This window comes from Micromonospora pallida (assembly GCF_900090325.1).
Lineage (GTDB): Bacteria > Actinomycetota > Actinomycetes > Mycobacteriales > Micromonosporaceae > Micromonospora > Micromonospora pallida.
In genome coordinates this window covers 314,149-339,816 of record NZ_FMHW01000002.1, presented here as the reverse complement: position 1 = coordinate 339,816, position 25,668 = coordinate 314,149, and the positions used below count along the sequence as shown (strand labels likewise).

The 25,668-nt window shown below is 72.7% G+C and carries 24 protein-coding genes; 9 read left to right on the top strand and 15 right to left on the bottom strand.

Annotation, left to right across the window (positions count from 1 at the left end; genetic code table 11):
- Positions 1–208: 208 nt before the first annotated feature.
- The gene (locus GA0074692_RS01725) at positions 209–1,570 is read left to right on the top strand and encodes an NsdA family TPR-like regulatory protein (RefSeq protein ID WP_176738255.1); all 1,362 of its coding nucleotides are present in this window, start codon (positions 209–211) and stop codon (positions 1,568–1,570) included.
- Positions 1,567–2,649 carry a polyprenyl synthetase family protein gene (locus tag GA0074692_RS01720; RefSeq protein ID WP_091638738.1) on the top strand — a complete coding sequence of 361 codons (1,083 nt, stop codon included), beginning with the start codon at positions 1,567–1,569 and terminating at the stop codon, positions 2,647–2,649. The genes GA0074692_RS01725 and GA0074692_RS01720 overlap by 4 nt, the downstream gene beginning before the upstream one ends.
- Positions 2,650–2,789: 140 nt before the next feature.
- Here GA0074692_RS01720 and GA0074692_RS01715 read toward each other — a convergent pair whose 3' ends face one another.
- From GA0074692_RS01715 to GA0074692_RS01705, 3 genes are read right to left on the bottom strand one after another with little or no spacing between them, the layout of a single operon-like run.
- On the bottom strand, positions 2,790–3,134 hold the full coding sequence (locus GA0074692_RS01715; RefSeq protein ID WP_091638737.1) for a lycopene cyclase domain-containing protein: 345 nt from the start codon (positions 3,132–3,134) through the stop codon (positions 2,790–2,792).
- Entirely contained in the window at positions 3,131–3,547 is a 417-nt protein-coding gene (locus GA0074692_RS01710; RefSeq protein ID WP_091638736.1) for a lycopene cyclase domain-containing protein, read from the bottom strand. The genes GA0074692_RS01715 and GA0074692_RS01710 overlap by 4 nt, the downstream gene beginning before the upstream one ends.
- Before the next feature lie 2 nt (positions 3,548–3,549).
- Positions 3,550–3,930, bottom strand: a complete 381-nt coding sequence (locus GA0074692_RS01705; protein WP_091638735.1) for an Rv2175c family DNA-binding protein — start codon at positions 3,928–3,930, stop codon at positions 3,550–3,552.
- Between the two features lie 131 nt (positions 3,931–4,061).
- Between GA0074692_RS01705 and pknB the strand changes: the two genes are divergently transcribed.
- Entirely contained in the window at positions 4,062–6,068 is a 2,007-nt protein-coding gene (pknB, locus tag GA0074692_RS01700; RefSeq protein ID WP_091638734.1) for a Stk1 family PASTA domain-containing Ser/Thr kinase, read from the top strand.
- Positions 6,069–6,932 (top strand): deoxyribonuclease IV, encoded by an 864-nt coding sequence (locus GA0074692_RS01695; RefSeq protein ID WP_176738254.1) that lies wholly within the window; start codon positions 6,069–6,071, stop codon positions 6,930–6,932.
- Between the two features lie 150 nt (positions 6,933–7,082).
- Here the strand turns inward: GA0074692_RS01695 and GA0074692_RS01690 are convergent, their stop codons facing one another.
- From GA0074692_RS01690 to GA0074692_RS01680, 3 genes are all read right to left on the bottom strand, one after another.
- A complete protein-coding gene (locus GA0074692_RS01690) occupies positions 7,083–8,114 on the bottom strand; it encodes a threonine aldolase family protein (RefSeq protein WP_091638733.1) in 1,032 nt (343 codons plus the stop codon).
- A gap of 110 nt (positions 8,115–8,224) precedes the next feature.
- Positions 8,225–9,631, bottom strand: coding sequence for a class II 3-deoxy-7-phosphoheptulonate synthase (locus tag GA0074692_RS01685; RefSeq protein ID WP_091638732.1), 1,407 nt, complete (start codon positions 9,629–9,631; stop codon positions 8,225–8,227).
- Positions 9,632–9,711: 80 nt separating this feature from the next.
- A complete protein-coding gene (locus GA0074692_RS01680) occupies positions 9,712–10,212 on the bottom strand; it encodes an outer membrane protein assembly factor BamD (RefSeq protein WP_091638731.1) in 501 nt (166 codons plus the stop codon).
- Between the two features lie 127 nt (positions 10,213–10,339).
- On the opposite strand from GA0074692_RS01680, the gene GA0074692_RS01675 reads away from it, so the two are divergent.
- Positions 10,340–11,203 carry a lytic polysaccharide monooxygenase gene (locus GA0074692_RS01675; RefSeq protein WP_091638730.1) on the top strand — a complete coding sequence of 288 codons (864 nt, stop codon included), beginning with the start codon at positions 10,340–10,342 and terminating at the stop codon, positions 11,201–11,203.
- A 61-nt stretch (positions 11,204–11,264) separates the two neighbouring features.
- Here the strand turns inward: GA0074692_RS01675 and GA0074692_RS01670 are convergent, their stop codons facing one another.
- Entirely contained in the window at positions 11,265–12,872 is a 1,608-nt protein-coding gene (locus GA0074692_RS01670; protein ID WP_091638729.1) for a glycosyl hydrolase family 18 protein, read from the bottom strand.
- 298 nt (positions 12,873–13,170) lie between these two features.
- On the opposite strand from GA0074692_RS01670, the gene GA0074692_RS01665 reads away from it, so the two are divergent.
- Together GA0074692_RS01665 and GA0074692_RS01660 are read left to right on the top strand one after the other, a co-directional pair.
- On the top strand, positions 13,171–13,665 hold the full coding sequence (locus GA0074692_RS01665; RefSeq protein WP_091638728.1) for a glutathione peroxidase: 495 nt from the start codon (positions 13,171–13,173) through the stop codon (positions 13,663–13,665).
- A gap of 113 nt (positions 13,666–13,778) precedes the next feature.
- A complete protein-coding gene (locus GA0074692_RS01660) occupies positions 13,779–14,213 on the top strand; it encodes a MarR family winged helix-turn-helix transcriptional regulator (RefSeq protein ID WP_091638727.1) in 435 nt (144 codons plus the stop codon).
- 195 nt (positions 14,214–14,408) lie between these two features.
- Here GA0074692_RS01660 and GA0074692_RS01655 read toward each other — a convergent pair whose 3' ends face one another.
- The 7 genes from GA0074692_RS01655 to GA0074692_RS01630 form a co-directional block, all read right to left on the bottom strand.
- On the bottom strand, positions 14,409–15,212 hold the full coding sequence (locus GA0074692_RS01655; protein ID WP_091652346.1) for an SGNH/GDSL hydrolase family protein: 804 nt from the start codon (positions 15,210–15,212) through the stop codon (positions 14,409–14,411).
- Positions 15,213–15,636: 424 nt separating this feature from the next.
- A complete protein-coding gene (locus GA0074692_RS33720; RefSeq protein ID WP_176738253.1) occupies positions 15,637–15,804 on the bottom strand; it encodes a hypothetical protein in 168 nt (55 codons plus the stop codon).
- Between the two features lie 49 nt (positions 15,805–15,853).
- Positions 15,854–16,291: a DoxX family protein gene (locus tag GA0074692_RS01650; RefSeq protein ID WP_091638726.1), complete on the bottom strand. Its 438-nt coding sequence runs from the start codon at positions 16,289–16,291 to the stop codon at positions 15,854–15,856.
- Between the two features lie 582 nt (positions 16,292–16,873).
- Positions 16,874–17,692 (bottom strand): pyrroline-5-carboxylate reductase, encoded by an 819-nt coding sequence (gene proC, locus GA0074692_RS01645; RefSeq protein ID WP_091638725.1) that lies wholly within the window; start codon positions 17,690–17,692, stop codon positions 16,874–16,876.
- Between the two features lie 105 nt (positions 17,693–17,797).
- The gene (locus GA0074692_RS01640) at positions 17,798–18,826 is read right to left on the bottom strand and encodes a 6-phosphofructokinase (RefSeq protein WP_091638724.1); all 1,029 of its coding nucleotides are present in this window, start codon (positions 18,824–18,826) and stop codon (positions 17,798–17,800) included.
- 181 nt (positions 18,827–19,007) lie between these two features.
- Entirely contained in the window at positions 19,008–19,511 is a 504-nt protein-coding gene (locus tag GA0074692_RS01635; RefSeq protein WP_091652342.1) for a pyridoxamine 5'-phosphate oxidase family protein, read from the bottom strand.
- 175 nt (positions 19,512–19,686) lie between these two features.
- Positions 19,687–20,184: a polyadenylate-specific 3'-exoribonuclease AS gene (locus GA0074692_RS01630; protein ID WP_091638723.1), complete on the bottom strand. Its 498-nt coding sequence runs from the start codon at positions 20,182–20,184 to the stop codon at positions 19,687–19,689.
- A 453-nt stretch (positions 20,185–20,637) separates the two neighbouring features.
- Here GA0074692_RS01630 and GA0074692_RS01625 point away from each other — a divergent pair, with 453 nt between their 5' ends.
- On the top strand, positions 20,638–21,330 hold the full coding sequence (locus tag GA0074692_RS01625; protein ID WP_091638722.1) for a Crp/Fnr family transcriptional regulator: 693 nt from the start codon (positions 20,638–20,640) through the stop codon (positions 21,328–21,330).
- Positions 21,331–21,467: 137 nt separating this feature from the next.
- Here GA0074692_RS01625 and GA0074692_RS01620 read toward each other — a convergent pair whose 3' ends face one another.
- Positions 21,468–21,656 (bottom strand): hypothetical protein, encoded by a 189-nt coding sequence (locus tag GA0074692_RS01620; protein ID WP_091638721.1) that lies wholly within the window; start codon positions 21,654–21,656, stop codon positions 21,468–21,470.
- Between the two features lie 226 nt (positions 21,657–21,882).
- Here GA0074692_RS01620 and GA0074692_RS01615 point away from each other — a divergent pair, with 226 nt between their 5' ends.
- On the top strand, positions 21,883–25,542 hold the full coding sequence (locus tag GA0074692_RS01615) for an adenylate/guanylate cyclase domain-containing protein (RefSeq protein ID WP_091638720.1): 3,660 nt from the start codon (positions 21,883–21,885) through the stop codon (positions 25,540–25,542).
- The last annotated feature ends 126 nt before the right edge of the window (positions 25,543–25,668 follow it).

Below are 25,668 nucleotides of genomic sequence, written 5' to 3'. Positions count from 1 at the left end.
CAGGGTGCTTCCGAACGCCCCCGTCACTGGGGGGCCGGTCGAGGCTCGCTGGTGGGAATCGTCGTACCCCTCAGGTAGACCGTGAGGCAGCGCGGGGAGCCGGTGGGGTCGGTCGTCCGACGTGCGGGGGTCAGCAGTCCGATCGACGGCGTACGGTCCGGGTTTCCGGCCGCCGACGTCGCCGCGCCGACTCTCCCGGAGGCCAGCCATGATCCCGCCCCCGCCGCACGGTCCGGAGCTGTTCGGGCCCCTGCTCGCCCGGCTCCGGCTGGCCCGGGGCTGGAGTCAGGCCCACCTCGCCGCCCAGCTCTGCGCCGCCGCCGGGGTCCCCACGCTCAGCCGGCACGAGGTCTCCCGCTGGGAACGGCAGGTCCGCGTACCCGGGGAGTTCTGGCTCGGCTGGCTCGCCGTGGTGCTGGCGGTGCCCCGGCGTCGGCTGGCCGGGGCCGCCGCGGCGAGCCGTCGCGGCGACGCGTACCCGGTGACGGACGGCTCCCGGGCACGACGGGCGCTGCTGGCCCTGGCCCAGCGGTGGCTGGCCGACCCGGACGGCGCCCTGCTGCCGCCCGGCCCGCCGCCCACCGGCCCGCCGACCGCCAGTCCACCGACCGTGGGCGGCGACCGGGCCGGCTGGCGGGACGACCCGGCGGGCTGGCTGGCCGAGTTACGCCGGCTCGACGATCTGTCCGGTGGTGCCGATCTGGCCGGGCTGGGCGCCGCCCGGTTGGCTCGGGTGGCCCGCGCGGTGCGGCTGGCCGGCCCGGCTGGGCGGCGGCTGCTGCTGCCCGTACTGGCCGAGACGGCACAGCTCGCCGGCTGGCTCGCCGCCGACGCCGGTGACCCGGCCGGCGCGCTGGCCACGTACCGGCTGGGGCTGCGGGCTGCCGCGACCGCCGGTGACCGGCTGCTGGCCGGGCACGTGCTCGGCTCGGCGAGCCACCTGCTCGCCGGGGTGGGTGACCCGGCCGGGGCGCTGCTGCTGGCCCGCACCGCCCACACCGGGGTCGGGCCGGGCGCCCCGTCCGGGCTGCGGGCGGTGCTGCTGCACCGGGCGGCGCTGGCGGCCGCGCTCGGCGGCCGGCACCGGACGGCCGAACGGGCGCTCACCGCCGCCCGGCACGCCGCCGACCGACACGATCCGCGCCGGGAGCCGCCCTGGCTGTACTGGCTCGACCCGACGGAGCTGGCCGCGATGACCGGCCGGACGCTGGCCCTGCTCGGCCGGCCGCTGCGCGCCGAGCCGCTGCTGCGCGCTGGTTGCCGCCCTGGGCAGCCGCGCACCACGGCGGTCTACGGGGCCTGGCTGGCCCGCGCCTACCTGGATCTCGGCGAGGTCGAACTGGCCAGCGCGACGGCCGGGGAGGCGCTGCTCGCCGCCGTCCGGGCCGGGTCTGCCCGGGCGGTGGGTCCGCTCGCCGAGGTGGGACGCCGGCTGACCGCGTACCGGTCGGAACCGGCGGCACGCCGGCACTCGGCGCTGGTCACGGCCGCCGGTCCGTACCTTCCCCGGCGCGTCACACCCCCGGTGGTGCGCGGTCGTCGACGGCGACCGGCTAGCGTCGTGGCGTGACCCACGCAGCTCCCGTATCCCCCGTCGACCGTGCCGGCCTGCGACAACGCGTCGACAAGGCGCTGACCGAGTTCCTCACCAACCAGCGCGGCTGGCTGACCGGGGTCGATGAGGCGCTGGCACCGATCGCCGAGGCGGTCGAGGCGTTCGTGCTGCGGGGTGGCAAACGGCTGCGGCCCGCGTTCGCCTACTGGGGTTACCGGGGTGCCGGTGGGGTGGACTCCGACCAGGTGGTCGCCACCCTCGCCGCACTGGAGTTCGTGCAGGCCAGCGCGCTGATCCACGACGACCTGATGGACCGCTCGGACACCCGGCGCGGTGAGCCGGCGGTACACCGACGGTTCGCCTCCCGGCACCGCGCCGCCGGCTGGACCGGGGACGCCGAGGGCTTCGGCGACGCCGCGGCGATCCTCCTCGGCGATCTCTGCCTGGTGTGGTCCGACGAACTGCTGCACGGGGCCGGGCTGGACGCGCGGACCCTCGCCCGGGCCCGGCCGGTCTTCGACGAGATGCGTACCGAGGTCACCGTCGGGCAGTACCTGGACGTGCTGACCCAGGCTACCGGGGACACCTCGCTGGAACGGGCTGGGAAGGTGGCCCGCTACAAGTCGGCCAAGTACACCGTCGAGCGGCCGCTGCTGCTCGGTGCCGCGCTGGCCGAGGCGCCGCTGGAGGTCGAGGCGGCCTACTCGGCGTACGGGCTGCCGCTGGGCGAGGCGTTCCAGCTCCGCGACGACGTGCTCGGGGTGTTCGGCGACCCGACGCAGACCGGCAAGCCGGCCGGGGACGACCTGCGCGAGGGGAAGCGGACGTACCTGGTGGCGGCGGCCGTGGCGGGGACCGGCGACGCGGGGCGGGCGCTGATCGACCGGCATCTCGGCGACCCCGAGCTGGACGAGGCGGGGGTGGCCCGGCTCCGCGAGGTAATCACCGCCAGCGGGGCGCTGGGGCGTACCGAGGAACGGATCGCCGCCCTCACCGACACCGCGCTGGCCGCGCTCGGCACTGTCGACCTGGAGACCGAGGCCCGGCAGGCGCTGGTCGACCTGGCCATCGCCGCCACCCGCCGCGCCGACTGACCCACCCGGACGGCGTCGAGGCCGGCACACCGGCCCCCACCTGTGGTGTCGCGGCCGGCACACCGGCTCCCACCCGGGCCGCATCGAGACCGGCGCCGGTTCCCACCCCGCCGCATCGAGGCCGGCACCCCGCCCTGCGGTCAGCGGCGGCGGAGGAGGCGGCTGCCGTCGCCGGCGGTCGGGGTGCGCTGCACGCCCCGCCGGCCCAGCCAGACCCACACCGAGAGGGTCAGCAGCACCAGCGCGAACCCGAAGGCCAGATCCTCCACCGGCGCGTACACCAGGCGCACGCCGACGATCGCCGCCGGGTCGTACCGGACGATGTTCCGGCCGGTGAGGATCCCGTTGGAGATCAACTGGAAGAACACGACGATCGGGTAGGTGGCCCAGAAGACCGGGCGCAGCAGGAGCCGGGTGCGCAGCGCGTACAGGTCGACCAGGACCGCGCAGACCGCACCGAGCAACGCGGCGGCGGTGTACGTCATGCTCGCTCCCCCGGTCCCGGCGGCGGGGCGGCGGCGGTGCGGCCGGGCCGAGGCAGGACGGCGGCCGGGCGGCCGGGCGGGGCGGCGGGTTCGTCCCCGGCCGGCCAGCGGTTGACCGCGCGTACCGCCTCGAAGCCGAGGATCGCGCAGACCGGCACGACGACGAAGAAGAGCAGTTCGTCCAGGGGGAGGCCACCGGGGAGAAACACCCCGGTGACCTGCTCCGGGTCGAAGGTCCAGTGCCCGGCGGCGATCGCCGCGAGGTCCCAGAGCACGAAGACCAGCACCACCGGCACCAGGGTCAGCAGCAGGCGACGCCAGCGGCGCAGCACGTTGACCCGGAACACCGGTTCCAACCAGAGCGCGCAGACCAGGCAGCCGGCCAGCACCCCGAGGTAGGCGAACTGCCGCACGGTCAGAAGCCGAGCGCCTGGGCCCGGCGCTTTACCTCGCGGGCCAGGTCGCCGCCGAGGGCCACGGCCGGGGTGCCGGGCAGGGTGTCGTCGGGCTCGTACAGCCAGCGCAGCGCGGCGTCGTCGTCGTAGCCGGCGTCGGCGAGCAGGTTGAGCACCCCGGGCAGGTGCTTGAGCACGGTCTTGTTGGCGACCAGGTCCACGGGGATCTTCCGGACCCCGTCCCGACGGACCGCGACCAACTCCCGGTCGCGGATCATCTGGTGCACCTTGCTGATCGACACGTCGAGGCGTTCGGCGACATCGGGCAGGGTCAGCCAGGCGTCGTCGGCGGCGGGACCGGGGACGGAAACGGCCCGGTCGGCGGGTACGGATTCGCTCACCCGATCACCCTGCCACGTCGCCCCGACGGGCGACCAACGGGACCGGACGGCAGGCGCGTCGAGGTGACGATACGGCGTCACTATGGCATCCTGTTCTGCCGTCGCCGGTCGTACACATAGACTGCCCCCCGATGGACACACAGGTCGCCGACACGTTGCTGGGCTCGCTGATCGACGGGCGCTACCGCATTCGCGGTCGCGTGGCCCGAGGCGGCATGGCGACCGTGTACACCGCCACCGACGAGCGCCTCGAACGCACCGTCGCCGTCAAGATCATTCACCCCACCCAGGCGCCGGACCCCCGGTCCCCCCTGGCCGGTTTCGTCGAGCGGTTCACCGACGAGGCCAAGACCATCGCCCGGCTCACCCACCCCAACGTGGTCGCCGTCTACGACCAGGGCACCCACCGTGGCCTGCCGTACCTGGTGATGGAGTACGTCCGGGGTCGGACCCTGCGGGACGTGCTGGCCGAACGGCGCCGGCTCAACCCGGACGAGGCACTGGCCATCACCGAGCAGATGCTCGCCGCGATCGGCGCGGCACACCGGGCCGGCCTGGTGCACCGGGACGTCAAACCGGAGAACGTGCTGGTCGCCGAGGCGCCCACCGGCGGCGCGGCGAACCTGGTCGACAGCGTGGTGAAGGTGGCCGACTTCGGCCTGGCCCGCGCGGTCGAGGCGAGCGCCGACGAGGAGCAGGGCACCCAGCTGATGGCGACCGTCGCGTACGTCGCGCCGGAGCTGGTCACCGACGGCCACGCGGACCCGCGGACCGACGTCTACTCGGCCGGCATCGTGCTGTTCGAGATGCTCACCGGTCGGGTGCCGTACGACGGCGACCGCCCGGTGGACGTCGCCTGGCAGCACGTCGACCGGGACGTGCCGGCCCCGTCCACCCTGGTTCCGGGGCTGCCGAAGGCGCTCGACGAGCTGGTCGTCCGGGCCACCCGCCGGGAGCCGGGCACCCGGCCGCCGGACGCCGGGGCGTTCCTGGCCGAGGTGCAGGTGGTCCGGGAGGACCTCGGCAACAACAACACGCACACCGCCGTGCTGCGTCGGGTCGCCGACGACACCGTTTCGGCCGTCGCCCAGCCGACCATGGCCGTGGCGTCGGTCCGCCCCGCCGAACGGCCCTCCTGGGCCCGGCTACCGGAGCCGAAACCCGGCCGCCACTCCCCGAACACCGCGCCGGACCAGCCGCACCGACGGCGGGCCGCCCCGACGGGGAACAGCCCGTGGGACCGGCTGCGCCGGCAGGTGTCGGAGGCCGCACCGGGTCGGCTGGCGCTGGTCGCCGCCGTGGTGGTGGTCGGGCTACTCCTCGCCGGTGGGGGCTGGTGGTTCGGCGTCGGCCGGTACACCGTCGCCCCCGAGCTGGTCAGTCTGACCAAGGCCGAGGCGGAGACGCAGGCCTCCCGCGCCGGTCTCAGCCTCACCTACGCCGACCCCCGGTACGACGCGAAGGCGCCCCGCGACAGCGTCCTGGCACAGGAGCCGGCCTCCGCCGAACGCATCGTCAAGGGCGGCACGATCACCCTGACCCTATCCCTCGGTCCGGACCGTTTCCCGGTGCCGGACGTGGTGGGCAAGGAGTACGAACTCGCCGAGGCCGACCTGCGCCACCTGGGGCTGGAGGTAGTCAAGGGACCGGCCCGCTACGACGACAACCTGCCGGCCGGCGTGGTGCTGGACACCAACCCCAAGGCGGACGCCGAAGTGAACGTGGGCGCCAAGGTCACCGTGGTGGTGAGCCGGGGACGCGCCCCGATCACCGTGCCGAACCTGGTCGGCAAGAGCGTCACCGACGCCCGGAAGGAGCTCCAACAGCTCGGCCTGGTGCCGGTGGAGACCTACCGCGACTCGGACCGGCCGAAGGACGAGGTGATCGGGCAGTCGCCCGCCGACGGCTCCGGCGTGGAGAAGGGTGCCGAGGTCAAGATGGAGGTCAGCAAGGGACCGGCCCCGGTGGCCGTACCCCGGGTGGTGGACATGCCCTGTCCGCAGGGCAAGCAGGTGCTGGAGAGCCAGGGCTTCCCGGTGGTGGTGCAGTTCAACCCCAACGGCGTGGTCCGCTTCCAGAACCCGCCCGAGAACTCCCAGGTCGCCCCGGGCACCCCGATCACCATCGGGTGCTTCTAGGTGGCTGGCACCGACCGGCCCATCGGATCGCACACCCCCACCTCCGGCGGGTTGGCGAAGGCGGCCCTGCCGTACGCCGACGCGGCCGGCTCCGAGGTGGTGCAGGTCTACGTCTCCAACTCGCGGGGCTGGGCGCTACCGCCCGGTGACCCGGTCCAGGACGCCCGTTTCGCCGAGGGCTGCGCGGCCCGGGGCCTGCCCGTCTTCATCCACGCGTCGCTGCTGGTCAACCTCGGTTCGCCCACGCAAGCAACGGTGACCCGCTCGGTGGAGACCCTGGCGCACGCGCTGCGGCGCGGCCGGGCAATCGGCGCGCGGGGGGTGGTGTTCCACGCCGGCAGTTCGGTGGACGCCGCCCACGACGCGGCCGCGATGCGGCAGGTGCGCGAGTCGCTGCTGCCGCTGCTGGACGCCACCGGGACGGACGGCGGGCCGATGCTGCTGGTCGAGCCGAGCGCCGGGGGCGGCCGGTCGCTGGCGTCCCGGGTAGAACAGCTCGGACCGTACCTGGACGCGGTGGACCGGCACCCCTGGCTGGGGGTCTGCTTCGACACCTGCCACGCCTGGGCGGCCGGGCACGACCTGGCCGTCGAGGGTGGGATGACCGCGACCCTGGACACGCTGGTGGCCACCGTCGGGGCGGACCGGCTGCGGCTGGTGCACGCCAACGACTCGAAGGACCTCTGCGGCTCGACCCGGGACCGGCACGAGAACATCGGCAAGGGCACCATCGGCGAGCCGGCGTTCGCCGAGCTGATGGCCCACCCGGCCACCGCCGGCGTCCCGGTCGTCGTGGAGACCCCGACCGAGCAGCACGTCGGCCACGCGGCCGACATCGCCACCCTCCGTCGCCTGCGTCCCTGACCGCCAGGCCCGCTCTCAACCCCGTCGATCATGGAGTTCGGGCACCACCCAAACCTCGCGATCGTCACCAATCGCACACCACAACTCCATGATCGACGAAGCGGTGGGGCGTGACGGTTGGTGCCGCGCCGACCTGATCGTCGGACTACGTCAGTCGGCCAGGACGCGGGTGAGGACGGCGATGGCGCGGTCGATGCCGGCGTCGTCGACGTCCATGTGGGTGACCAGGCGGGCGACCCGTGGCCCGAGCACCGACACCAGCACGCCCTCGGCCCGCGCGGCGGCGGCCAGGGCGTGCGCGTCCAGCGACGACTTGGTCAGGTCCAGCGGCACGATGTTGGTGCGGACGGTGCCGGCGAGCACCCCGGACGGGGCGATCGCCTCGGCGAGCCGGGCAGCCTTCGCGTGGTCCTCGGCGAGTCGTGGCACATGGTGGGCCAGCGCGTACCGACCGGCGGCGGCCAGAATGCCGGCCTGCCGCATGCCGCCACCCATCCGCTTACGGATGAAGCGGGCCCGCTCGATCCGCTCCGCGCTGCCGACCACCAGCGAACCGACCGGAGCGCCGAGCCCCTTGGAGAGGCAGACCGACAGGGTGTCGAAGAGGCCGCCGTACTCGGCCAGCGGCACGCCGTCGGCAACGTGCGCGTGCCAGATCCGGGCACCGTCGCAGTGCAGCGCCACCCCGGCGTCGTCGGCGACCCGGCGCAGCGTACGCAGGGTGTCCAGCGGAATCACTCCGCCGCCACCCCGGTTGTGGGTCTGCTCCACCGCGATCGCCCGGGTGGGCACCGCCCAGTAGCCGTCCGGGCGGATCATCGCGGCGACCACGTCCGGGTCGACGTCCCCGCCCACGGCCGGCCAGGTCCGCGACGAGATGCCGCCGTACGCGGCCGCGGCGCCGATCTCGTACGTGACCACGTGCGCGTCGGCGTCGCAGAGCAGCTCGTGGGCCGGGGGCACAACCAGTTGCAGGGCGATCTGGTTGGCCATCGACCCGCTGGGGGCGAAGAGCGCCGCCTCGTGCCCGAAGAGCGCGGCGACCTCGGCCTCCAGCGCGTTGACGGTCGGGTCCTCGCCGTAGACGTCGTCGCCGACCTCGGCGGTGGCCATCGCCTCCCGCATCCCGGGCGTGGGGCGGGTGACGGTGTCCGAACGCAGGTCGACGATCATGTCAGCCACGCTGTCTCCTTTCGGCCGCCGACTGCGGGGCCCGCAAGCTCACTCCTCGCGTCAGCCACGGTGCCCCCCTCCGGCCGCCGACTGCGGGGCTCGCAAGCTCGCTCCTCGCGTCAGCCACGGAGCATCTCCGCGACGAGGAAGGCCAGCTCCAGCGACTGCTGGGTGTTCAGTCGCGGATCGCAGGCGGTCTCGTACCGGCCGGGCAGGTCGAGGTCGGCGATGTTCTGCGCGCCGCCGAGGCATTCGGTGACGTCCTCACCGGTCAGCTCGACGTGCAGCCCGCCCGGGTGGGTGCCCAGGCCCCGGTGCACCTCGAAGTAGCCGAGCACCTCGTCGACGATCCGGTCGAAGTGCCGGGTCTTGTACCCGTTGGAGGACTCGTGCGTGTTGCCGTGCATCGGGTCGCACTGCCAGACCACCTTCGCCCCGGCCGCGTCGACCTTGGCGACGATCGGCGGCAGCGCGTCCCGCACCTTGTGGTTGCCCATCCGGCTGATCAGGGTGAGCCGGCCGGGCACGTTCTCCGGGTTGAGCTTCTCGCAGAGTTCGAGCGCCTCGTCCGGGGTGGTGGTGGGGCCGAGCTTCACCCCGACCGGGTTGGCGATCCGGGAGATGAAGTCGATGTGCGCGCCGTCGATCTGCCGGGTCCGCTCGCCGATCCAGAGGAAGTGCCCGGAGAGCCCGTACGCCCGGCTGTCGGAAACCCGGGTCAGCGCCCGGTCGTACTCGAGGGCGAGGGCCTCGTGGGAGCAGTAGAGCGTGACGGTCCGCAGCGCCTCCTCGTCGGTCATCCCGCAGGCGCGGATGAAGGCCATCGCCCGGTCGATCTCCCGGGCGATCGCCTCGTAGCGCTCCCCGGCCGGGGAGTGCTTGACGAAGTCCTTGTTCCAGTCGTGCACCGCATGCAGGTCGGCCAGCCCGCCGGCCAGGTACGCCCGGAGCATGTTCATCGCCGCGGCGGAGTTCGCGTACGCCCGGATCATGCGCTGCGGGTCGGCGACCCGGGCCTCCGGCGTCGCCTCCAGCGAGTTGATCATGTCGCCGCGGTAGGCCGGCAGGCCCCGCGCGTCGGTCGGCAGCGAGCGGGGCTTGGTGTACTGCCCGGCGACCCGGGCGACCTTGACCACCGGCAGGGACGCGCCGTAGGTCAGCACGATCGCCATCTGGAGCAGGGTGCGGGCGTTGGCGAGCAGGTGGCTCTCGGTGTTGTCGGCGAAGGTCTCCGCGCAGTCGCCGCCCTGGAGCAGGAAGGCCTGCCCCTCGCAGACCAGCGCCAGCCGGTGGCGGAGTTGGTCGACCTCGTACGGGGCGACGACCGAGGGGACGGTGTCGAGCACCTCGCAGACCTCGGCGACCGCTGCCGGGTCGGGCCACGGCGGGGTCTGGGCCCGGGGCAGGTCCCGCCAGTTGTCCAGGCCGAGCGCGGCGTCCTCGGCGGAGTCGACGGTCGGGCGGCTGGTCTGGAGTCCGGGACCACCGACGGAGGGGTAGCTCAACTGGTGCCACTCATGGCGCATGCCGGAAAGCCTACGGCGACGAGGGTGACCGATCGCCGCCGAGGGGGGCGGGTATCGGTGGTTGGGAGGTGGCCCGCGGCCTACCCGGCAGTCAGGGGGGAGGCCGTCGGGGCCGGCGAGTTCCCGCCGGGGGCCTCCTCGGCGATGCACCAGTCGGCGCCGTTCCGGGTCACCGTGAACAGCAGTCCCCGGGTGGCCGCCCGCTCGTCGACGGACACCGTCACCGAGGCGCTCACCTCCTGCCCACGCGGGCCGGGACGGACGTCGGTGACGGTCGCCTCCGGGACGGTGAAGTGGTCGGCGAAGTCACCGTTCGGGCCGGTCGCGGCGGCGTCGAAGGCCGGGTGCGCGGTGGCGCAGAACTGGCTACGGCCGGCGGCGAGGTCCTTGGCCACCATCGCGTCGAGGTACGCCTGCACCCGCTCCCGGGACCGGGTGGCCGCCTCCTCGGCGGGCGCGCGGTCCGGCTCGTCGGCCGGCTCGTCCGCGCCGAATCCGCACCCGGACAGGGCGAGCGTCAGCACGGCCAGGGCCACCATCAGCGTGCCCCGCCTCTGCGCGGTCCCCCGCCTCACCGCCATCGAAAGCCTCCTCGCCCGCAGCGTCGAGCCGACCAGGCCGCGAGTCTTCCACATCGACGCACTTGCACGTGTTCACCATCGGGCACACACTTCAGTTAGGTTTCCTTACCATTCTTGGGAGCTTCTCATGAACCAACGACGCAGAGCCCTCGCCGTCGTCGCCGTCGGCGGGGTCGGGGCCGCACTCTCGCTGGTCGCGGTCGGTCATGCCGGGGCACACGGCAGCATGCAGTCCCCGATGAGCCGGACGTACACCTGCTTCCTGGAGGGGGCCGAGTCCCCCGACTCGGCGGCCTGCCAGGCGGCGATCGCCACCGGCGGCACCCAGGCGGTCTACGACTGGCACGAAGTCAACATCGCGAACGCCGCCGGCAACCACCGTCAGCTCATCCCGGACGGCCGCCTGTGCAGCGCGAACCGCGACAAGTACCGCGGGTTCGACCTGGCGCGGGCCGACTGGCCGGCCACCGCGCTGCCGTCGGGCGGCACGTGGACCTTCGCCTACCGCGCCACCGCCCCGCACCGGGGCACCTTCGAGCTGTACCTGACCCGCCCCGGGTACGACCCGACCCAGCCGCTGCGCTGGGCGGACCTGGAACGGTTCCACACCGCCACCGACCCGGCCCTGAGCGACGGGGCGTACCGGATGACCGCCGCGCTGCCACAGCGCACCGGTCGGCACCTGGTCTACTCGATCTGGCAGCGCTCGGACAGTCCGGAGGCCTTCTACACCTGCTCCGACGTGACCTTCGGAGGGACACCTCCGACCACCCCGCCACCGACCACCCCGAGCCCGACTCCCCCGGCCACCACCCCGCCACCGACCACCACCCCACCGCCGAGCGGGACGCCCGCCTGGCAGGTCGGGGTCGCCTACGCCGTGGGCGCCCGGGTCAGCTACGCCGGACGGACGTACGAGTGCCGGCAGGCGCACACCTCGCTCGCCGGCTGGGAACCGCCGAACGTCCCCGCCCTGTGGTTGGCGCGCTGACACGAGAGGCGGGGAGGAGCAGAAGCTCCTCCCCGCCGCCGGTGGGGCATCGGTACCACCGTCAGCCGAGGCCACCCCGGATGGCACCGACCAGCTCACCGTTGCCGGTGTCGCCGGAGAGCTCCCAGAAGAACGCGCCGCCGAGGCCCTGGTTCTTCGCGTACGTCATCTTGCCGCCAATGGTGGCCGGGGTGTCGTAGCTCCACCAGTTGTTGCCGCAGTACGCGTACGCCGTGCCGCCGACGGTGCCGTTGGCCGGGCAGCGGGTCTTGAGCACCTTGTAGTCCTCGATGCCCTGCTCGTAGGTGCCCGGCGCGGGACCGGTGGCGGAGCCGCCCGGGGCCGCCTGGGTGACGCCCGTCCAGCCCCGGCCGTAGAAGCCGACCCCGAGCAGCAGTTTGCTGGCCGGGATGCCCTTGCTCTTGAGTTTCTGGATCGCCGCGTCGGAGTTGAAGCCCTGCGTCGGGATGCCGGGGTACGAGTACAGCGGCGAGTGCGGGGCGGTCGGGCCCTGGGCGTTGAACGCGCCGAAGTAGTCGTAGGTCATCACCATGAACCAGTTGAGGTTCGACGCCGCCCCGGCGTAGTCGGTGGCGTCGATCTTGCCCCCGCTGCTGCCGTCGGCGGTGATCGCGCTGGTGACCAGTGCCGAGGAGCCGAACCGGGACCGCAGCGCGGAAACCACGTTCTTGTACGCGTTCGGGCCGCTGGCGTCACAGGTCAGGCCGCAGGCGTTCGGGTACTCCCAGTCGATGTCGATGCCGTCGAAGACGTCCGCCCAGCGCGGGTCCTCGACCAGGTTGTAGCAGCTCTCCGCGAACGCGGCCGGGTTCTGCGCGGCCTGGGTGAAGCCGCCGGACCAGGTCCAACCGCCGAAGGACCAGACCACCTTCAGGTGCGGGTACATCCGCTTCAGCTTGCGCAGCTGGTTGAAGCTGCCGCGCAGCGGCTGGTCCCAGGTGTCCGCCACGCCGTCCACGCTGTCCGCCGCGGTGTACGCCTTCTCGTAGTCGGCGTAGCTGTCACCGATCGTGCACCGACCCCCGGTGGTGTTGCCGAAGGCGTACATGATGTGCGTCATCTTGGCGGCCGAGCCGCTCGTGTGGATGTTCTTGACGTGGTAGTTCCGGCCGTAGACGCCCCACTGGGCGAAGTACCCGACCACCTTTTTGTCGCCGGTCGGCGGCGGCGTGGTCGGCGGCGGGGTCGTCGGGGGCGGGGTGGTCGGCGGGGCCGTGGTGGGCGGCGTGGTGGTCGGGGGCGGGGTGCCGCCGCCGCACGGCGCACCGTTGATGGTGCAGTTCAGCGGGGCCCGGTACGCCCCGGTGCCGTTGTAGCCCCAGCTGAACGTGCCGCCCGGCGCGATGCCGCCGGCCCAGCTCTTCTTGACCGCGACGTAGTGGTCGCCGCTGCGGGTGACGTCGGCGTCCCAGGAGCTGCCGATGCTGGTGCCCGCGGGAAGGTCGAACTCGATGCGCCAGGTGCTGACCGTGGCGTCCGAACCGTTGGTGATGGTCACCCGCGTCTCGTGACCGGTGCCCCAGTCCTGCACCCTGGTGAAGCTCGTGGTCACGCTGCCGGCACCGAAGGCCGAGGTCATCGGGACCGCGGCGACGGTCACGGCGACCACGGCGCTGGCCCAGAGGGCCCGGCGGAGTGATCTTCTCATGCGCGTCTCCCTAAACAGTTAGGAAACTTTCCAGAATGTGGTTGAGACGCTACTAACGCCGTCATCACTTCGTCAAGATGTGCATGTATCGATTTCTTCGCCGACAGTCGCGCTGGTCGCCGCGACGCACCCCCCGCATGGCGGCCGACGCCCCCCACGTGGTGGCCGACACCCCCGTCGTGACCGGCACGCCCACCCGGTCGCGGCCCGGGCGTCAGCTCGACGTCACCCCGGGTTCACCGCGCCGACCGGCCCGGCGGGTGCCGACCCACCGGTACGCGCCGGTAACCTCACCGCCATGAACGTCTTCGACATCGGGATCGACGCCCTCACCGGCGGTCCGGCCAACCACTCCGACCACCGTGGGCGGGCCCTCCTGGTGGTGAACGTGGCCTCCCAGTGCGGCCTCACCCCGCAGTACGCCGGCCTGCAGAAGCTGTACGACGCCTACGCCGCACGCGGGCTGGTGGTGCTCGGGGTGCCGTGCAACCAGTTCGGCGGGCAGGAGCCGGGCGGTCCCGACGAGATCGGCGAGTTCTGCCAGGTCAACTACGGGGTCACCTTCCCGCTGACGGAGAAGGTCGAGGTCAACGGCCCCGGGCGGCACCCGTTGTACGCGCTGCTCACCCAGACCGCCGACGCCGACGGCCGCACCGGCGACATCCGCTGGAACTTCGAGAAGTTCCTCGTCGCGCCGGACGGCACGGTGGCCGCCCGGTTCGCCCCGACGGTGGAGCCGGACGCCCCGGAGCTGCACGCGGCGATCCAGCGGATCCTGCCGGCGACGAACTGAACGACCGGCGGCCTGGCTCTCGCCCTACACCTCGCCTCGACCGGGTCGATGGCACGCGCGTTCACAGTGGGACGCGAGCACCGTCCACGACAGCGAGCGACCCGGGGAGCAGCATGACCGCGACCAGCCGACCCATCGGCTACTGGCTACGACACCTGCATGGCCTCATCGAGGCACAGTTCGAGGCCGCCCTCGCCGAGGACCGGCTCGGCCGGCGGCACTGGCAGACCCTGCACCTTCTGCACGAGGGCCCACAGACGTCCGTACAGGTGGCGGACGCCCTGGCGCCGTTCGGCGCGGACCGGGGCGCCACCGTGGACGACCTGGCCGCGCGCGGCTGGGTGACCCGTGGCGACGACGGCCGGCTCACCCTGACCGAGGCCGGCCGGACCGCCCACACGCAGGTGGCCGCCCGGGTCGAGGCGGCCCGCGACCTGCTGATGCGCGGCCTCACCACCGAGCAGTACGTGGAAACGGTACGGGTACTCGCCACGATGGCCGACAACCTGGAGTCGGCCCGACCGGCGGCGGATGCCGCAGCCCGATAGCGGCACGTCGGAAGCCGGCAAGGCACGTCAGGGGTCGGCAACGGCAAGCCGCCGCCCGAGGTCCGGTGGCGGCGTGCCCGCACCGCCGATTCCGCCGATTCCGGCACTTGTGCCGTCATGCGGCAGACACGCGAGCCGACCAAGGTCGGGCCCGCCGCGTCGGTACGCGGCGGGCCCGGATCAGGTGGTTCCGGTTCAGCCCGCGACGGAGCGGAAGACCGGGTAGTTGCCGCCGGTCTGGCCGGCCGCCGTCGGGTGGTACGAGACACCGAGGTCGAGGAAGTTCAACGCGTGCAGCCACTTCTCGCCGTAGCTGCAGAGCTGGTGGCCGACGAAGGCGCTGCGCACGTCGGCGAAGCGGAACCCGTGCGCGGTGGCCCGGCTGCGGGTGATGTCGTCCACCAGGTTGATGCCCTCGTTGATCTTCGCTCGGGAGGTGTCGCTGAGCCCGACGCAGGGGGTGTTGATCTGGTAGAAGACCGGGTAGCCGACGACCACCACGCGGGCCGAGGGCGAGCGGCTCTTGATGCCGTTGTAGACGTTGTCCAGCAGGCGGGGCAGGTCGTTGCGAGCCTTGACCATGGCGGCGTCCACCGACGCCACGCACTCGGTCGTGCCGTAGAGCACGCAGGCGGTCATGATGTTGGCGAAGCCGACGTCGTTGCCGCCGACCTGGACGCTGACCAGCGTGGTGGTCGAGCTGAGCGCCGAGAGCTGGGTGTTGATGACGCTCGTGGTGGTGGCGCCCGAGCAGGCGACCGAGCGGTAGGAGGCCGGCCTGACGTTGGCGTTGTACAACGCCGGGTAGGCGTTGGTGCTGCGCTTGCAGGAGCCGCTCTCGCTCGTGTAGCTGCCGGCGCCGACGCCGGAGGCGTACGAGTCACCGAGGGCGACGTAGCGGTCGGTGGCCGCCGCCTGGGCGGGAAGGGCCGTGACGAGGGTGGCGCCGAGAGCCGCTGTCAGGCTCAGGGCGAGGGTTGCCAGACGGAATCTCCGCACGTCGCACACTCCCGGGGGCTAGGAGAAAGATCAGCAAGAGATAGATATCACTTAATGACCCCCGCCCGGAAGAGCAGTCAGCGGTTAACGTCGAGATTTTTCGATACCGAACCCCTGCGCGTAGATCGTCGTCAACCTGAACGACATCGGACATTCGACAACCCCGGCGGCGAACGCCGGGGCAACGGACCGCCGCGGCACGCCGCGGCCCGCCGCGGCCCCGCTGGCGGGTGACACCTCCCCGCGCCACGACGAAACCGGCCCTCCCGGCCGGCGCGGGACGGTGCGCCCCGGCGTGACCGCTGGATACGGAGGACCGCGCGCCACGCCAGCCCTCTGCGCTCTGTCAATCTTGGACAGTTACCGTCGTGTCAGAACGGTAACTGTCCAAGATTGACGGTTGGCCCGCGAGGGCAGCGGGCGGTCAGACGCCGCCTTCGGTGAACTGGTCGGAGAGATGGATGCGGTGGGCGGGCACGCCGGCGGCGAGTAGCCGCAGCCGGGAGCCGGCGTTCATCGCGGGCGGGCCGCAGAGGTAGGCCTCCTGGCCGGGCCGCAGGTGGGGCAGGGCGAGGGTCAGCGTGTCCCCCATCTCGGACGGTGGACCGGGGTGACCGGTCCACTGTCCGACGGCGTCGTGGTCAGGAAGCCCTGACCATCTCCTTCTCGCGCGCCCCCTCCCGCCGCCGGCTCAGCAGGTGGTCCAGGGCCCAGCGGCCCGGACCCAGGACCGCGATGAGCAGGAACCCCCAGCAGAACAGCACGGCGGGTTCGCCCCGGTTGTTCATCGGCAGCAGCCCCGTCGGCTGGTGCACCATGAAGTAGGCGAAGGCCATCGAACCGGAAGCGAGCACGGCGGCCGGTCGGGTGAAGAGCCCGATCAGGACGAGCGGGCCCGTGATGACCTGGATCAGCGAGCCGTACCAGTCCGGCCAGAGGCCGACCGGGATGGGCTCCCCGGTGTTCATGAAGCCCTCGAACATACCGAAGACCGTGGACAGCCCGTGCGTCGTGAACAGCAGTCCAATGACTATCCGGAAGAGGTTGTACACCGGCTCGCTGAGGCGGTTGACAGTCACAAGCATCCCTTTCGTCGACCCGTAACTCATGGGCGTTGCACTGGTCGGCGCTGGTTCTCGGGGCACCAGCGGGCTTGCCACCTCCCTCGACAGTGCCTCGGGTGACACCCGGCTGCGGCCCGGCGCTGTCGGAGAAGTCGAATTCTGACTCCGCAAGAAGTCCGTCACACCTTTATGCGACATTGATGCCGTTAAGTCAATAGATATCCTGTCCACAGTGGACGATGTCGGACCTGGGATGGGGCAAATGATCCGTTCCAGGACCGGAACGTCCGTACCCATGTCCACGATGGAAGGTGCGAAACGGTTCAGCGGCCCGACCCCCCGATCTCCGGAAAGATCGCTGACCGGCGGGTCAAGGCTGCGCCGCAGGGTAGCCGGCATCCGTCCGCCCCGGGGGCCAGGTCGCGCCGACTTGCCGGATTGGCGGGTTGTCACCCCACGCGTGGGCACGGGCGAGAGCGGGCAATCACGCCGACACCAGCACCACAGCCGACAGCAGCGCGCATACCAGCCGCCGGCCGGACACAGTGGAGCAGTCGGCGCCGGCCCGGGGAGAATGCCCGGATGGGGAGGGCGGGGTCAGGTGGCCTGGGCGGCCAGCTCCCGGGCCCGGTCGCGGGCCGCCTCGAGGGCGGCGAGCAGCGCCGCGCGTACGCCGTGCTTCTCCAGCTCGCGTACGGCGGAGATGGTGGTACCGGCGGGCGAGGTCACCGCCTCGCGGAGCTTGACCGGGTGTTCGCCGGAGTCACGCAGCATGACCGCCGAACCGATGGCGGTCTGCACGATCAGGTCGTGGGCCACCTGGCGGGGCAGGCCGAGCAGGATCCCGGCGTCGACCATCGCCTCGACCAGCAGGTAGAAGTAGGCCGGGCCGGACCCGGAGAGGGCGGTCACCGCGTCCTGCTGCGACTCGGGCACCCGGATCGTCGCGCCCAGCGGCTTGAACATCTCCTCGGCCAGGGCGAGGTGCTCCCCGGTGGCGTGCGTGCCGGCCGAGATCGCGGTCATCGCCTGGTCGACCAGGGCCGGGGTGTTCGTCATGACCCGGACGACCGGGGTGCCGGCGGGCAGCCGCCGGCTGAAGAAGCCGGTGGGCAGGCCGGCGCAGAGCGAGATGACCAGCTTCCCGTCGGGGATCTTGGGGCCGATCTCGTCGAGCAGCACCCCCGCGTCCTGCGGCTTGACCGAGATCGCGAGCACCTCCGCGTCCCGTACCGCGGTGAGGTTGTCGACCACCCGGACGCCGTACCGGGTGGCGATCTCCTCGGCACGTTCTGGGCGACGCGCGGTGGCCAGCAGCCGGTCGGCCGGCCAGCCCGAGCGCAACAGCCCGGAGAGCATCAGCTCACCGATCTTCCCGGCGCCGATCACCGCGACCGTGTGCACCTCAGCCGACATTCCCCCGTACCCCTTTCCCCACCGCCCCGCGACCGCCGTCGGATCGCGACGGCCCGGCTGGTCGGGGGCGACGGACGCCTGGACGCCCGTCGCCCCCGCTCCTGGTCAGCTACCGAAGAAGACCTCGGCCTCGGCGTACCGCTCCAGCGGCACGGTCTTCAGCTCGCGGGTGGCGTCGGCGAGCGGCACCCGGACGATGTCCGTGCTCTGCATGGCGACCATCTTGCCCCAGTCGCCCTCCTGCGCCGCGTCGATCGCGTGCAGGCCGAGACGGGTGGCGAGCACCCGGTCGAAGGCGGTCGGGGTGCCGCCACGCTGGATGTGGCCGAGCACCACGGTGCGGGCCTCCTTGCCGGTCTTCGCCTCGAGCTGCTCGGCCAGCCACTGGCCGATGCCGCCGAGCCGGACGTGACCGAAGGCGTCCAGCTCCTGGTTGTGCAGGACCATCTGGCCGTCGAGCGGCTGCGCGCCCTCGGCGACGACGACGATCGGCGCGTACTGGTGCTGGAAACGCTTCTCGACGTAGCCGGCGACCTGCTCGACGTCGAACTGCCGCTCCGGCAGGAGGATCACGTTGGCGCCACCGGCCAGGCCGGCGTGCAGGGCGATCCAGCCGGCGTGCCGCCCCATCACCTCGACGACCAGCGTCCGGTGGTGGCTCTCCGCGGTGGTGTGCAGCCGGTCGATCGCCTCCATGGCGATGTTGACGGCGGTGTCGAAGCCGAAGGTGTAGTCGGTGGCTCCGAGGTCGTTGTCGATGGTCTTCGGCACGCCGATGACCTTGACGTCCAGCTCGTGCAGCTTGGTGGCGACCCCGAGGGTGTCCTCACCGCCGATGGCGATCAGGGCATCCACGCCCTGGGCGGCGAGGTTCTCCTTGATCCTCTCGACGCCGTTCTCGATCTTGAATGGGTTGGTGCGGGACGAACCGAGGATGGTGCCGCCGCGCGGCAGGATGCCCCGGACCTCCGCGATGCCCAGCGGTCGGGACAGACCCTCTAGCGGGCCCTTCCAGCCGTCCCGGAAGCCCACGAACTCGTGACCGTAGGTAGCGACACCCTTGCGGACCACCGCCCGGATCACCGCGTTGAGACCGGGGCAGTCGCCACCGCCGGTGAGCACGCCAATACGCATGATCTGCTCATCCTCCTGGAGCCTCGGTTAGCCCAAACAAAGCCCCAGGATATGGGTCAAATCAGACCTCGGCGCCGTTGCCGGCCCGGGGCGGGCCGTCAATGCGCACTGTAGTCGGCGGGCCCGCACGCCGGCAGCGCGCCCCGGAAGAGTCCACCGGCCGCCCCGGAGTGTTCACCGTTCAGTAACTGACCGCACGGTGGTCGCCCGTCCGGGGCGGCCGCCCGGTCACCGCCGCCCGGACGGCCCCGAGCAGCTCGACCACCGCACTGGTCGGCGAATCCCAGTACTCGGCCGAACTGGCCCGCACCTTGATCAGGGTCAGCCCGGGCGTGTCCGGCCCCTCCGGAAACCAGACCCCCAACCCGGGGTGCCAGAGCCGCTCGATGTCGACCCGGTCGTTCTCCTCCCGGGCGGTGCCCGAGATGGAGATCCAGGTGTGTCGGCGTTGATCGCCGAAGGCCGCGTTGACCTCTGGGTTGACCCGGATCTGCCGGACCTTGGCCGAGTTCGACCGGGCGAAGAACCACAGGTCGCCGGTGAATTCCGTCACCTGGAGCACCATCGGACGGCTGACCTGCCGGCCGTCGACTCCGATCGTGGTGAGCATGCAGACGCGCGCGTCGCGGATGAGTTCGGTGACCCGGCGCCGGGCGTCGGCGTCCGTGGTCGGCTCACGACTCATGGCGGTCACTCCTCGGGTCGGTTCCACACCGAGCCGGGTGTCCCCGCCCCGCGCCGGCTCGCCGTCGAAACCGGTGCCCGGGACGGAACGGACCAAACCTCATAGGCCGGACTCGACCGCACGGCCCGCATTCTCCTGCCGGTGGACGTGACCCCGGCTCCCGCCGGCGGGAGGGTCAGCCGCCGGTCATCGCCCGCCACCGGGCCAGGTTGTGCCGGGCGTCGACCAGCGCGTCGTGCCGGGCCGCCTCGGCCGCCGGCAACGACGGACGGCCCCGGTCGTCCCAGAGCTGCCGCAGTTCCTTGGTGAACCGGGGGATCTCCCGGGGCAGGGTGGTCATCGAGCCCCAGAGCTGGGCCAGCGCCACGTGGTCGTAGGCGGCGTACCACGCCCAGAGCTCGATCTGCTCGCCCGACCGACCACGGACCGGCTCGGCCAGGAAGTCGAGCAGGTCCTCGCGGAGGCGCTCGCGGGAGCGCCAGGCCCGGTCGGCGGGCGAGGGCAGCTTGTCGAGCACGTTACGACGCACCCAGGGCACCGCGCGGGAATCGTCGAACTCGGTGGAGACGGCGTAGAACTCGCGGCCGTACTCGTCAACGACGCCGATCGACACGAGGTCGATGGTGCGGCCGTCCTCGATGAACTCACAGTCGTAGAAGTAGCGGTAAACCATCCCCACCATCCTCGCGTACTCCGGTGACGGCCCGACCAGCGGGGCGGCGAGGAGCGACGTCGGCCCGGACGGCGGGCGCGGGGGCCGAGGCCGGCGGCGGGACGGCGTGCGAGCGGTGGCCGGGTGGGTGGGTGACCGTCCGGGTCGGCCGGAGGGCCGGCGCGAGGGTGGTCCCGCCCCCCGCGCCGGCCGTCGCGGCCGTGCCGCGACCCGCGCCACCGCGCCCCCGTGCGGTCGTCGCCCGACGGTGGACCCGCCCCGTCACGATGGCATTCGTCGCAGCTCAGGATTGTCACGGAAGTGCTTTCAGGGGTGTACAGCAAGCGACCGGGGCGTCATGATCTGATGTGTACCGCTACCGGACGCCGAACCGGTGTCAGTTCACCTCCACCCGGGGGCTGTCAGGTTCACCCGGCTGCGAGTTGTGGTCCTTGACCGGGGAGGGGTTGGGCCGTGGAAATGCGCCTGCCGGAGCCGGGCGACGCGCTCACGGGAGTGGAGATGTTCGCCGGCCTGGAGCCAGAGGTCCGGCAACGGGTGATCGCGGCGGCGGTGCCGCGCACGTACCGCAAGGGGCAGTTGCTCTTCGTGGAGAACGACCCCGGCGAGTCCCTCATCGTGTTGCGTCGGGGCGCGGTGGCGGTGTTCCGCACCGCTCCGACCGGGGAGCGGGCCGTACTGTCGGTGATCCGACCACCGGACGTGCTCGGTGAGGTGTCCCTACTCGACGCTTCCACCCGCTCGCTTTCCGCCGAGGCGATCGAGGACTGTAGCGCCCTGGCGCTGTCCCGACCGGCCTTCATGGAGCTGGTGCACTCCAACCCGCGCATCCTCGACGCGGTGATGCGCTCACTGGGCGCTCTGATCCGCCGGCTGACCGAGCAGAACGCCGACCACGTCTTCCTCGACCTGCCCGGCCGGGTGGCCAAGACGCTGGTCCGGCTGGCCGGCGAGAGCCAGGCTCCGATGATCACGATCGAGCTGAACCAGTCCCAGCTGGCGGAGATGGCCGGGTGCTCCCGGCAGAGCGTCAACCAGGCGATCGGCTCGTTCGCCAGCCGGGGCTGGCTGCGCACCGAGGGGCGCCGCATCGTGGTGACCGACGTGGCGGCACTGCGCCGCCGGGCGGGCATGGCCGACCGCTGACCCGGGACGGGCACCGTCCGCCGGTGCCCGTTAGCCGGGCGACCGCATGGGATGGACCGCCGGTCGGCGTACCGGGGCTGAAGACGACGGTGTCCCGCGCGCCGGATGGCGCGCGGGACACCGGTTGGTCGCGTCGGTCAGGGCTTCGTGCTGGTCGGCCCGACCCAGTCGGTGGTGTCACCACCGCCCGACTTCGGAACCTCGGTGACGACGCCGCTGGCCTGGAGCTCGGCCAGGGTCGCGGCGTCCACATCGACGGTGTCCCCCGCAGCGTGGTTCACGCCGTCGCCGTCGGTCCATGCCGAGTTCAGCCGGACGTACACCATGGAACTCTCCCCCTGTGTGATCGAATCTGGGCTGACTGAATGTAGCCGTTCCTCGCGACAAAGACACTGTCCGTAAGCCAACAGGCGGGTACCCGACAGCAGCTTGTTACCGGGATACTGACGGTCGACGGCCCCCGCGGGCCGTCGACGGCCACTTTCGGTCACCGCCGCGCCGGCTCGACAGTCCGGCCGGCCTACTCGGCTCGGATCGTCCCGGGAGGTTGGCATCGCCGCCCACTGTGTCCAGTGCGGCCGACCCACTGCGCCCGACGACCGCTTCTGCGGTGGCTGCGGTGCGGAACTGGCCCCCACCTGCGAACACTGCGACCGGCCGCTCGGCCCGGACGCGGCTTTCTGCACCGGTTGCGGGCGGGCCCGGCCGGGGCGGGACGCGCGCCCGGTGGTCCGGGTCGGCGGCGCCAACCCGACCGCGGCTCCGCAGGAGGACCGCCGTCGGGTGAGCGTCCTCTTCGTCGACCTGATCGACTTCACCCCGTACGTGGAACAGTCCGACCCGGAACTGGTCCGGGGGTTGCAGACCGGCTTCTTCTCCGCCGCCCGCCGGGTCATCGGCCAGTACGGCGGGGTGGTGGAGAAGTACATCGGGGACGCGGTGATGGCACTGTTCGGCGCCCCCGTGGCGACCGAGACCGACGCGCTGCGCTGCGTCCGGGCCGGGCTCGAGCTGCAACGGGTGCTGGCCCGGTTCGCTCCCGTGGGCGCCGACGGGCTGCGTTTCCGGGTCGGGGTGGCCACCGGTGAGGCACTGGTGGACGTGGCCGCCGCGCACCACGGCGGTCAGGCCATCGTGGCCGGTGACGTGGTCAACACCGCCTCCCGCATGCAGTCGGTGGCACCACCCGGCGGTGTGCTGGTCTGCGGTGCGACGTACGCGCTCACCCGCGGCGCGGTCCGGTACGAACAGCAGCCGGCGGTCACCCTCAAGGGGCGCTCGTCGCCGACCGAGGTGTGGCTGGCGCTCGGCGCGGCCCAACGGCGCCAGCCGGACCGGGAGCCGGACGGCACCCCGCTGATCGACCGCGAGCACGAGCTGGGCCTGCTGGTCAACGCGCTGGACCGGGCCACCCGGGAGCGGATGCCACAGCTGGTGACGGTGTTCGGCCGGGCCGGCATCGGCAAGAGCCGGCTGGTGCGGGAACTGTACCGGCACACCGGGGCCGACACGGACGCGTCGCTGACCTGGCGGACCGGGCGGTGCCCGCCGTTCGGCGAGAACGTCACCTTCGCCGCGCTGGCCGACATCGTCAAGTCCGAGGCCGGCATCCTCGACACCGATCCGGCCACCGCCGCCGCGCCCCGGCTCCGCGCCGCCGTGGCCGACCTCGTCGGCCCGGGCGAGGCGGACCGGCTGGTCGACGCGCTACGCCCGCTGGTCGGCCTGCCCGGCCCGACGCTGCCGGCCGAGGAGACGCAGTCCGCCTGGCGGCGGTTCCTGCTGGCGTTGGCCGCTCGCCGGCCCACCGTGCTGGTCTTCGAGGACCTGCACTGGGCCGACGACAAGATGCTGCGCCTGGTCGAGCTGCTCGGGGCGTCCGCGCGGGACGTGCCGCTGCTGGTGCTCTGCACCGCCCGGCCCGAGCTGATCAACCGGGACCCGACCTGGGCGGGCACCATCTCCGGCTCGCTGACCATCACGCTGCCGCCGCTGCGGCCGAGCGGCATCACCTCGCTGTACGCGCACCTGTTCGGCCAGTCGGCCTTCTCCCCCGACCTGATCAACCCGCTGGTCGAGGTCGCCGACGGCAACCCGCTCTACGCTCACGAGTACGTGCGGATGCTGATCGAGCAGGGTTTCCTGCGTCAGTCGGGCCGGGGCTGGCTGCTGAAGAAGCAGGACGGGCTGCCGATCCCGGACAACGTGCACGCGGTGATCGCCAACCGGGTCGACCTGCTCGACGCGGCCGACCGAGCCGTGCTTCTGGCTGCCTCGGTGGTCGGCCCGCAGTTCTGGCCGGGTGCGGTCGCCGCCGCGCTCGGGCAGCCGGTCGAGATGGTGGAGCGGGCCCTGCGTCGACTGGGGCAGCGGGACTTCGTCGTCGAGCTGCCCGCGTCCACCATGGCCGGGCAGGCCGAGTACCAGTTCCGGCACGTACTGGTCCGGGACGTCTGCTACCAGCGGCTACCCCGCACCGAGCGGGTCGCCCGGCACGAACGGACCGCCGACTGGATCGACGCGCTCGCCCGGGGCCGGGACACCGACCTGGCCGAGGTGCTGGCCAACCACCGCTGGGCGGCGCACGAGATCGCCCGTACCCTCGGACTGGACACCCGCCGGTACGCCACGACCGCGCGCGAGGCGCTGCACCGGGCGGCGCGGCGGGCGTACACCCTGCACGCCCTGGACGCGGCGGCGCACCACACGACCCGCGCGCTCGGTCTGGCCGACGACGCCGACCCGGTGGACCGGCTCCGGTTGGAGCTGCTCGGCGCGGAGATCTCGTTCTTCCGGGACGGCGCGGCGTTCCTCGACGCCGGCGGCACCGAGACCCTGACCGACCTGGCCGAACGGCTCTTCACGTACGGGGACGTCGGTTGTGCCGCCCGGGCGTGGACGCTGCTCGGCCGCTCGGCGTGGATCCGGGCCGACCGGGACACCGCCCTGGTCCGGCTGGCCCGGGCGGTGCAGCTCTTCGAGGAGCTGCCCGACAGCGAGCAGAAGGCCGACGCCTACGCCGAGCTGGGGCGGCTGCACATGCTCAACAACGAGAGCGCCGAGGCGGTGGCGGCGGCCAGCACCGCCGCCAGCATCGCCGACCGGCTCGGGCTGGTGGAGGCCCGGGTGGGCGCGCAGATCACCGCCGCCACGGCGCGCTACCAGGCCGGTGACCGGACCGGGGTGGACGAGTTGCACGCGGCCTTCGAGACCGCGCGGGAACAGCAGTTGCTCGCCCTGCCCCGGGCGATGCAGAACCTCGCTTACGTGGTCTGCGAGGAGGGCGACTGGATCCGCTCCAACAAGCTGCAAAACGAGGCGGCGGAGCTGTCCGGGTCGCCCGGGCTGACCACGGGGTACTCCCGCGAGGTGATGCGGGCGTACTTCGAGGGCGAGTTCGGGGCGCTGCTGGCCGCCGCGGACGCCTTCGTGGACACCCCGACCGGCCGGTGGGACATGCAGGTCCGGGGGCTCCGTGCGTACCTGCGGATCCTGCGCGACGAGCCGGTGCCGGGCGAGCAGGGCGGCCGTCCGACCGCGTCGGGGCCACTGCCCGGCGACCGAAGCGGCCGTCCGCCGGGAGCGGGGCCGGTGCTGACCGCGGTGGGTCCGGAGACGCCCCGGCCGGTCGACGACGTCAGCGACGCGTTGGACACCGCCCGCCGCAGCGGCTTCCGGCGGCTGCACTGGACGACGCTGGGCATCAGCGCGCTCTGCCGGGCGTTGCAGGGGCGCACCGGCGAGGCCGGGGAACTGCTGACCGAACTGGACGACTCGTGGTCGGCGGTGCCAGCGCTGCTCAGCGGCGAGTGGATCGCATCGGCGGCGTACGCGTCGGTGCTCTGCGGACGGGACACGGCCGTGCGGGTGCGCGGGATGCTGGACCGGGCGCCGCACCATACCCCGTGGACCGACGCCGCGCGGCAGACCGTCACCGCGGCGCTGGCCGCCAGCGACGGCGACCACGGCCGGGCCGGTCAGCTCTACGGCGCCGCCGCCGAGCTGTACGGGCGGATCCCGTCGGCGACCGACCGGATGCTCGCGCTCGCGCTCTCGGCGAAGGAGCTGGAGCGGGCAGGTGATCCGGCGGGCGCGGCGACCGTGCTGGGCGAGGTACGCGCCTTCGCCCTGCGCAACCGCGTCCCCGGTCTGCTCCGCCTCGGCGACCCGGCCCTGTCCACCTACCCCGCCTCCCCCACCCTCGCCTCCTGACCCCTGCTCCAGGCGATCACCATGCACGGCCGCCACGCGCGGTCGCCCGCACGCAGCCGCCGCACGCGGCCGGTACGCGCGGCCGCTACGCGTGGCTGGTCAGGAGGTTCGCGTCGTCGTGCGCGC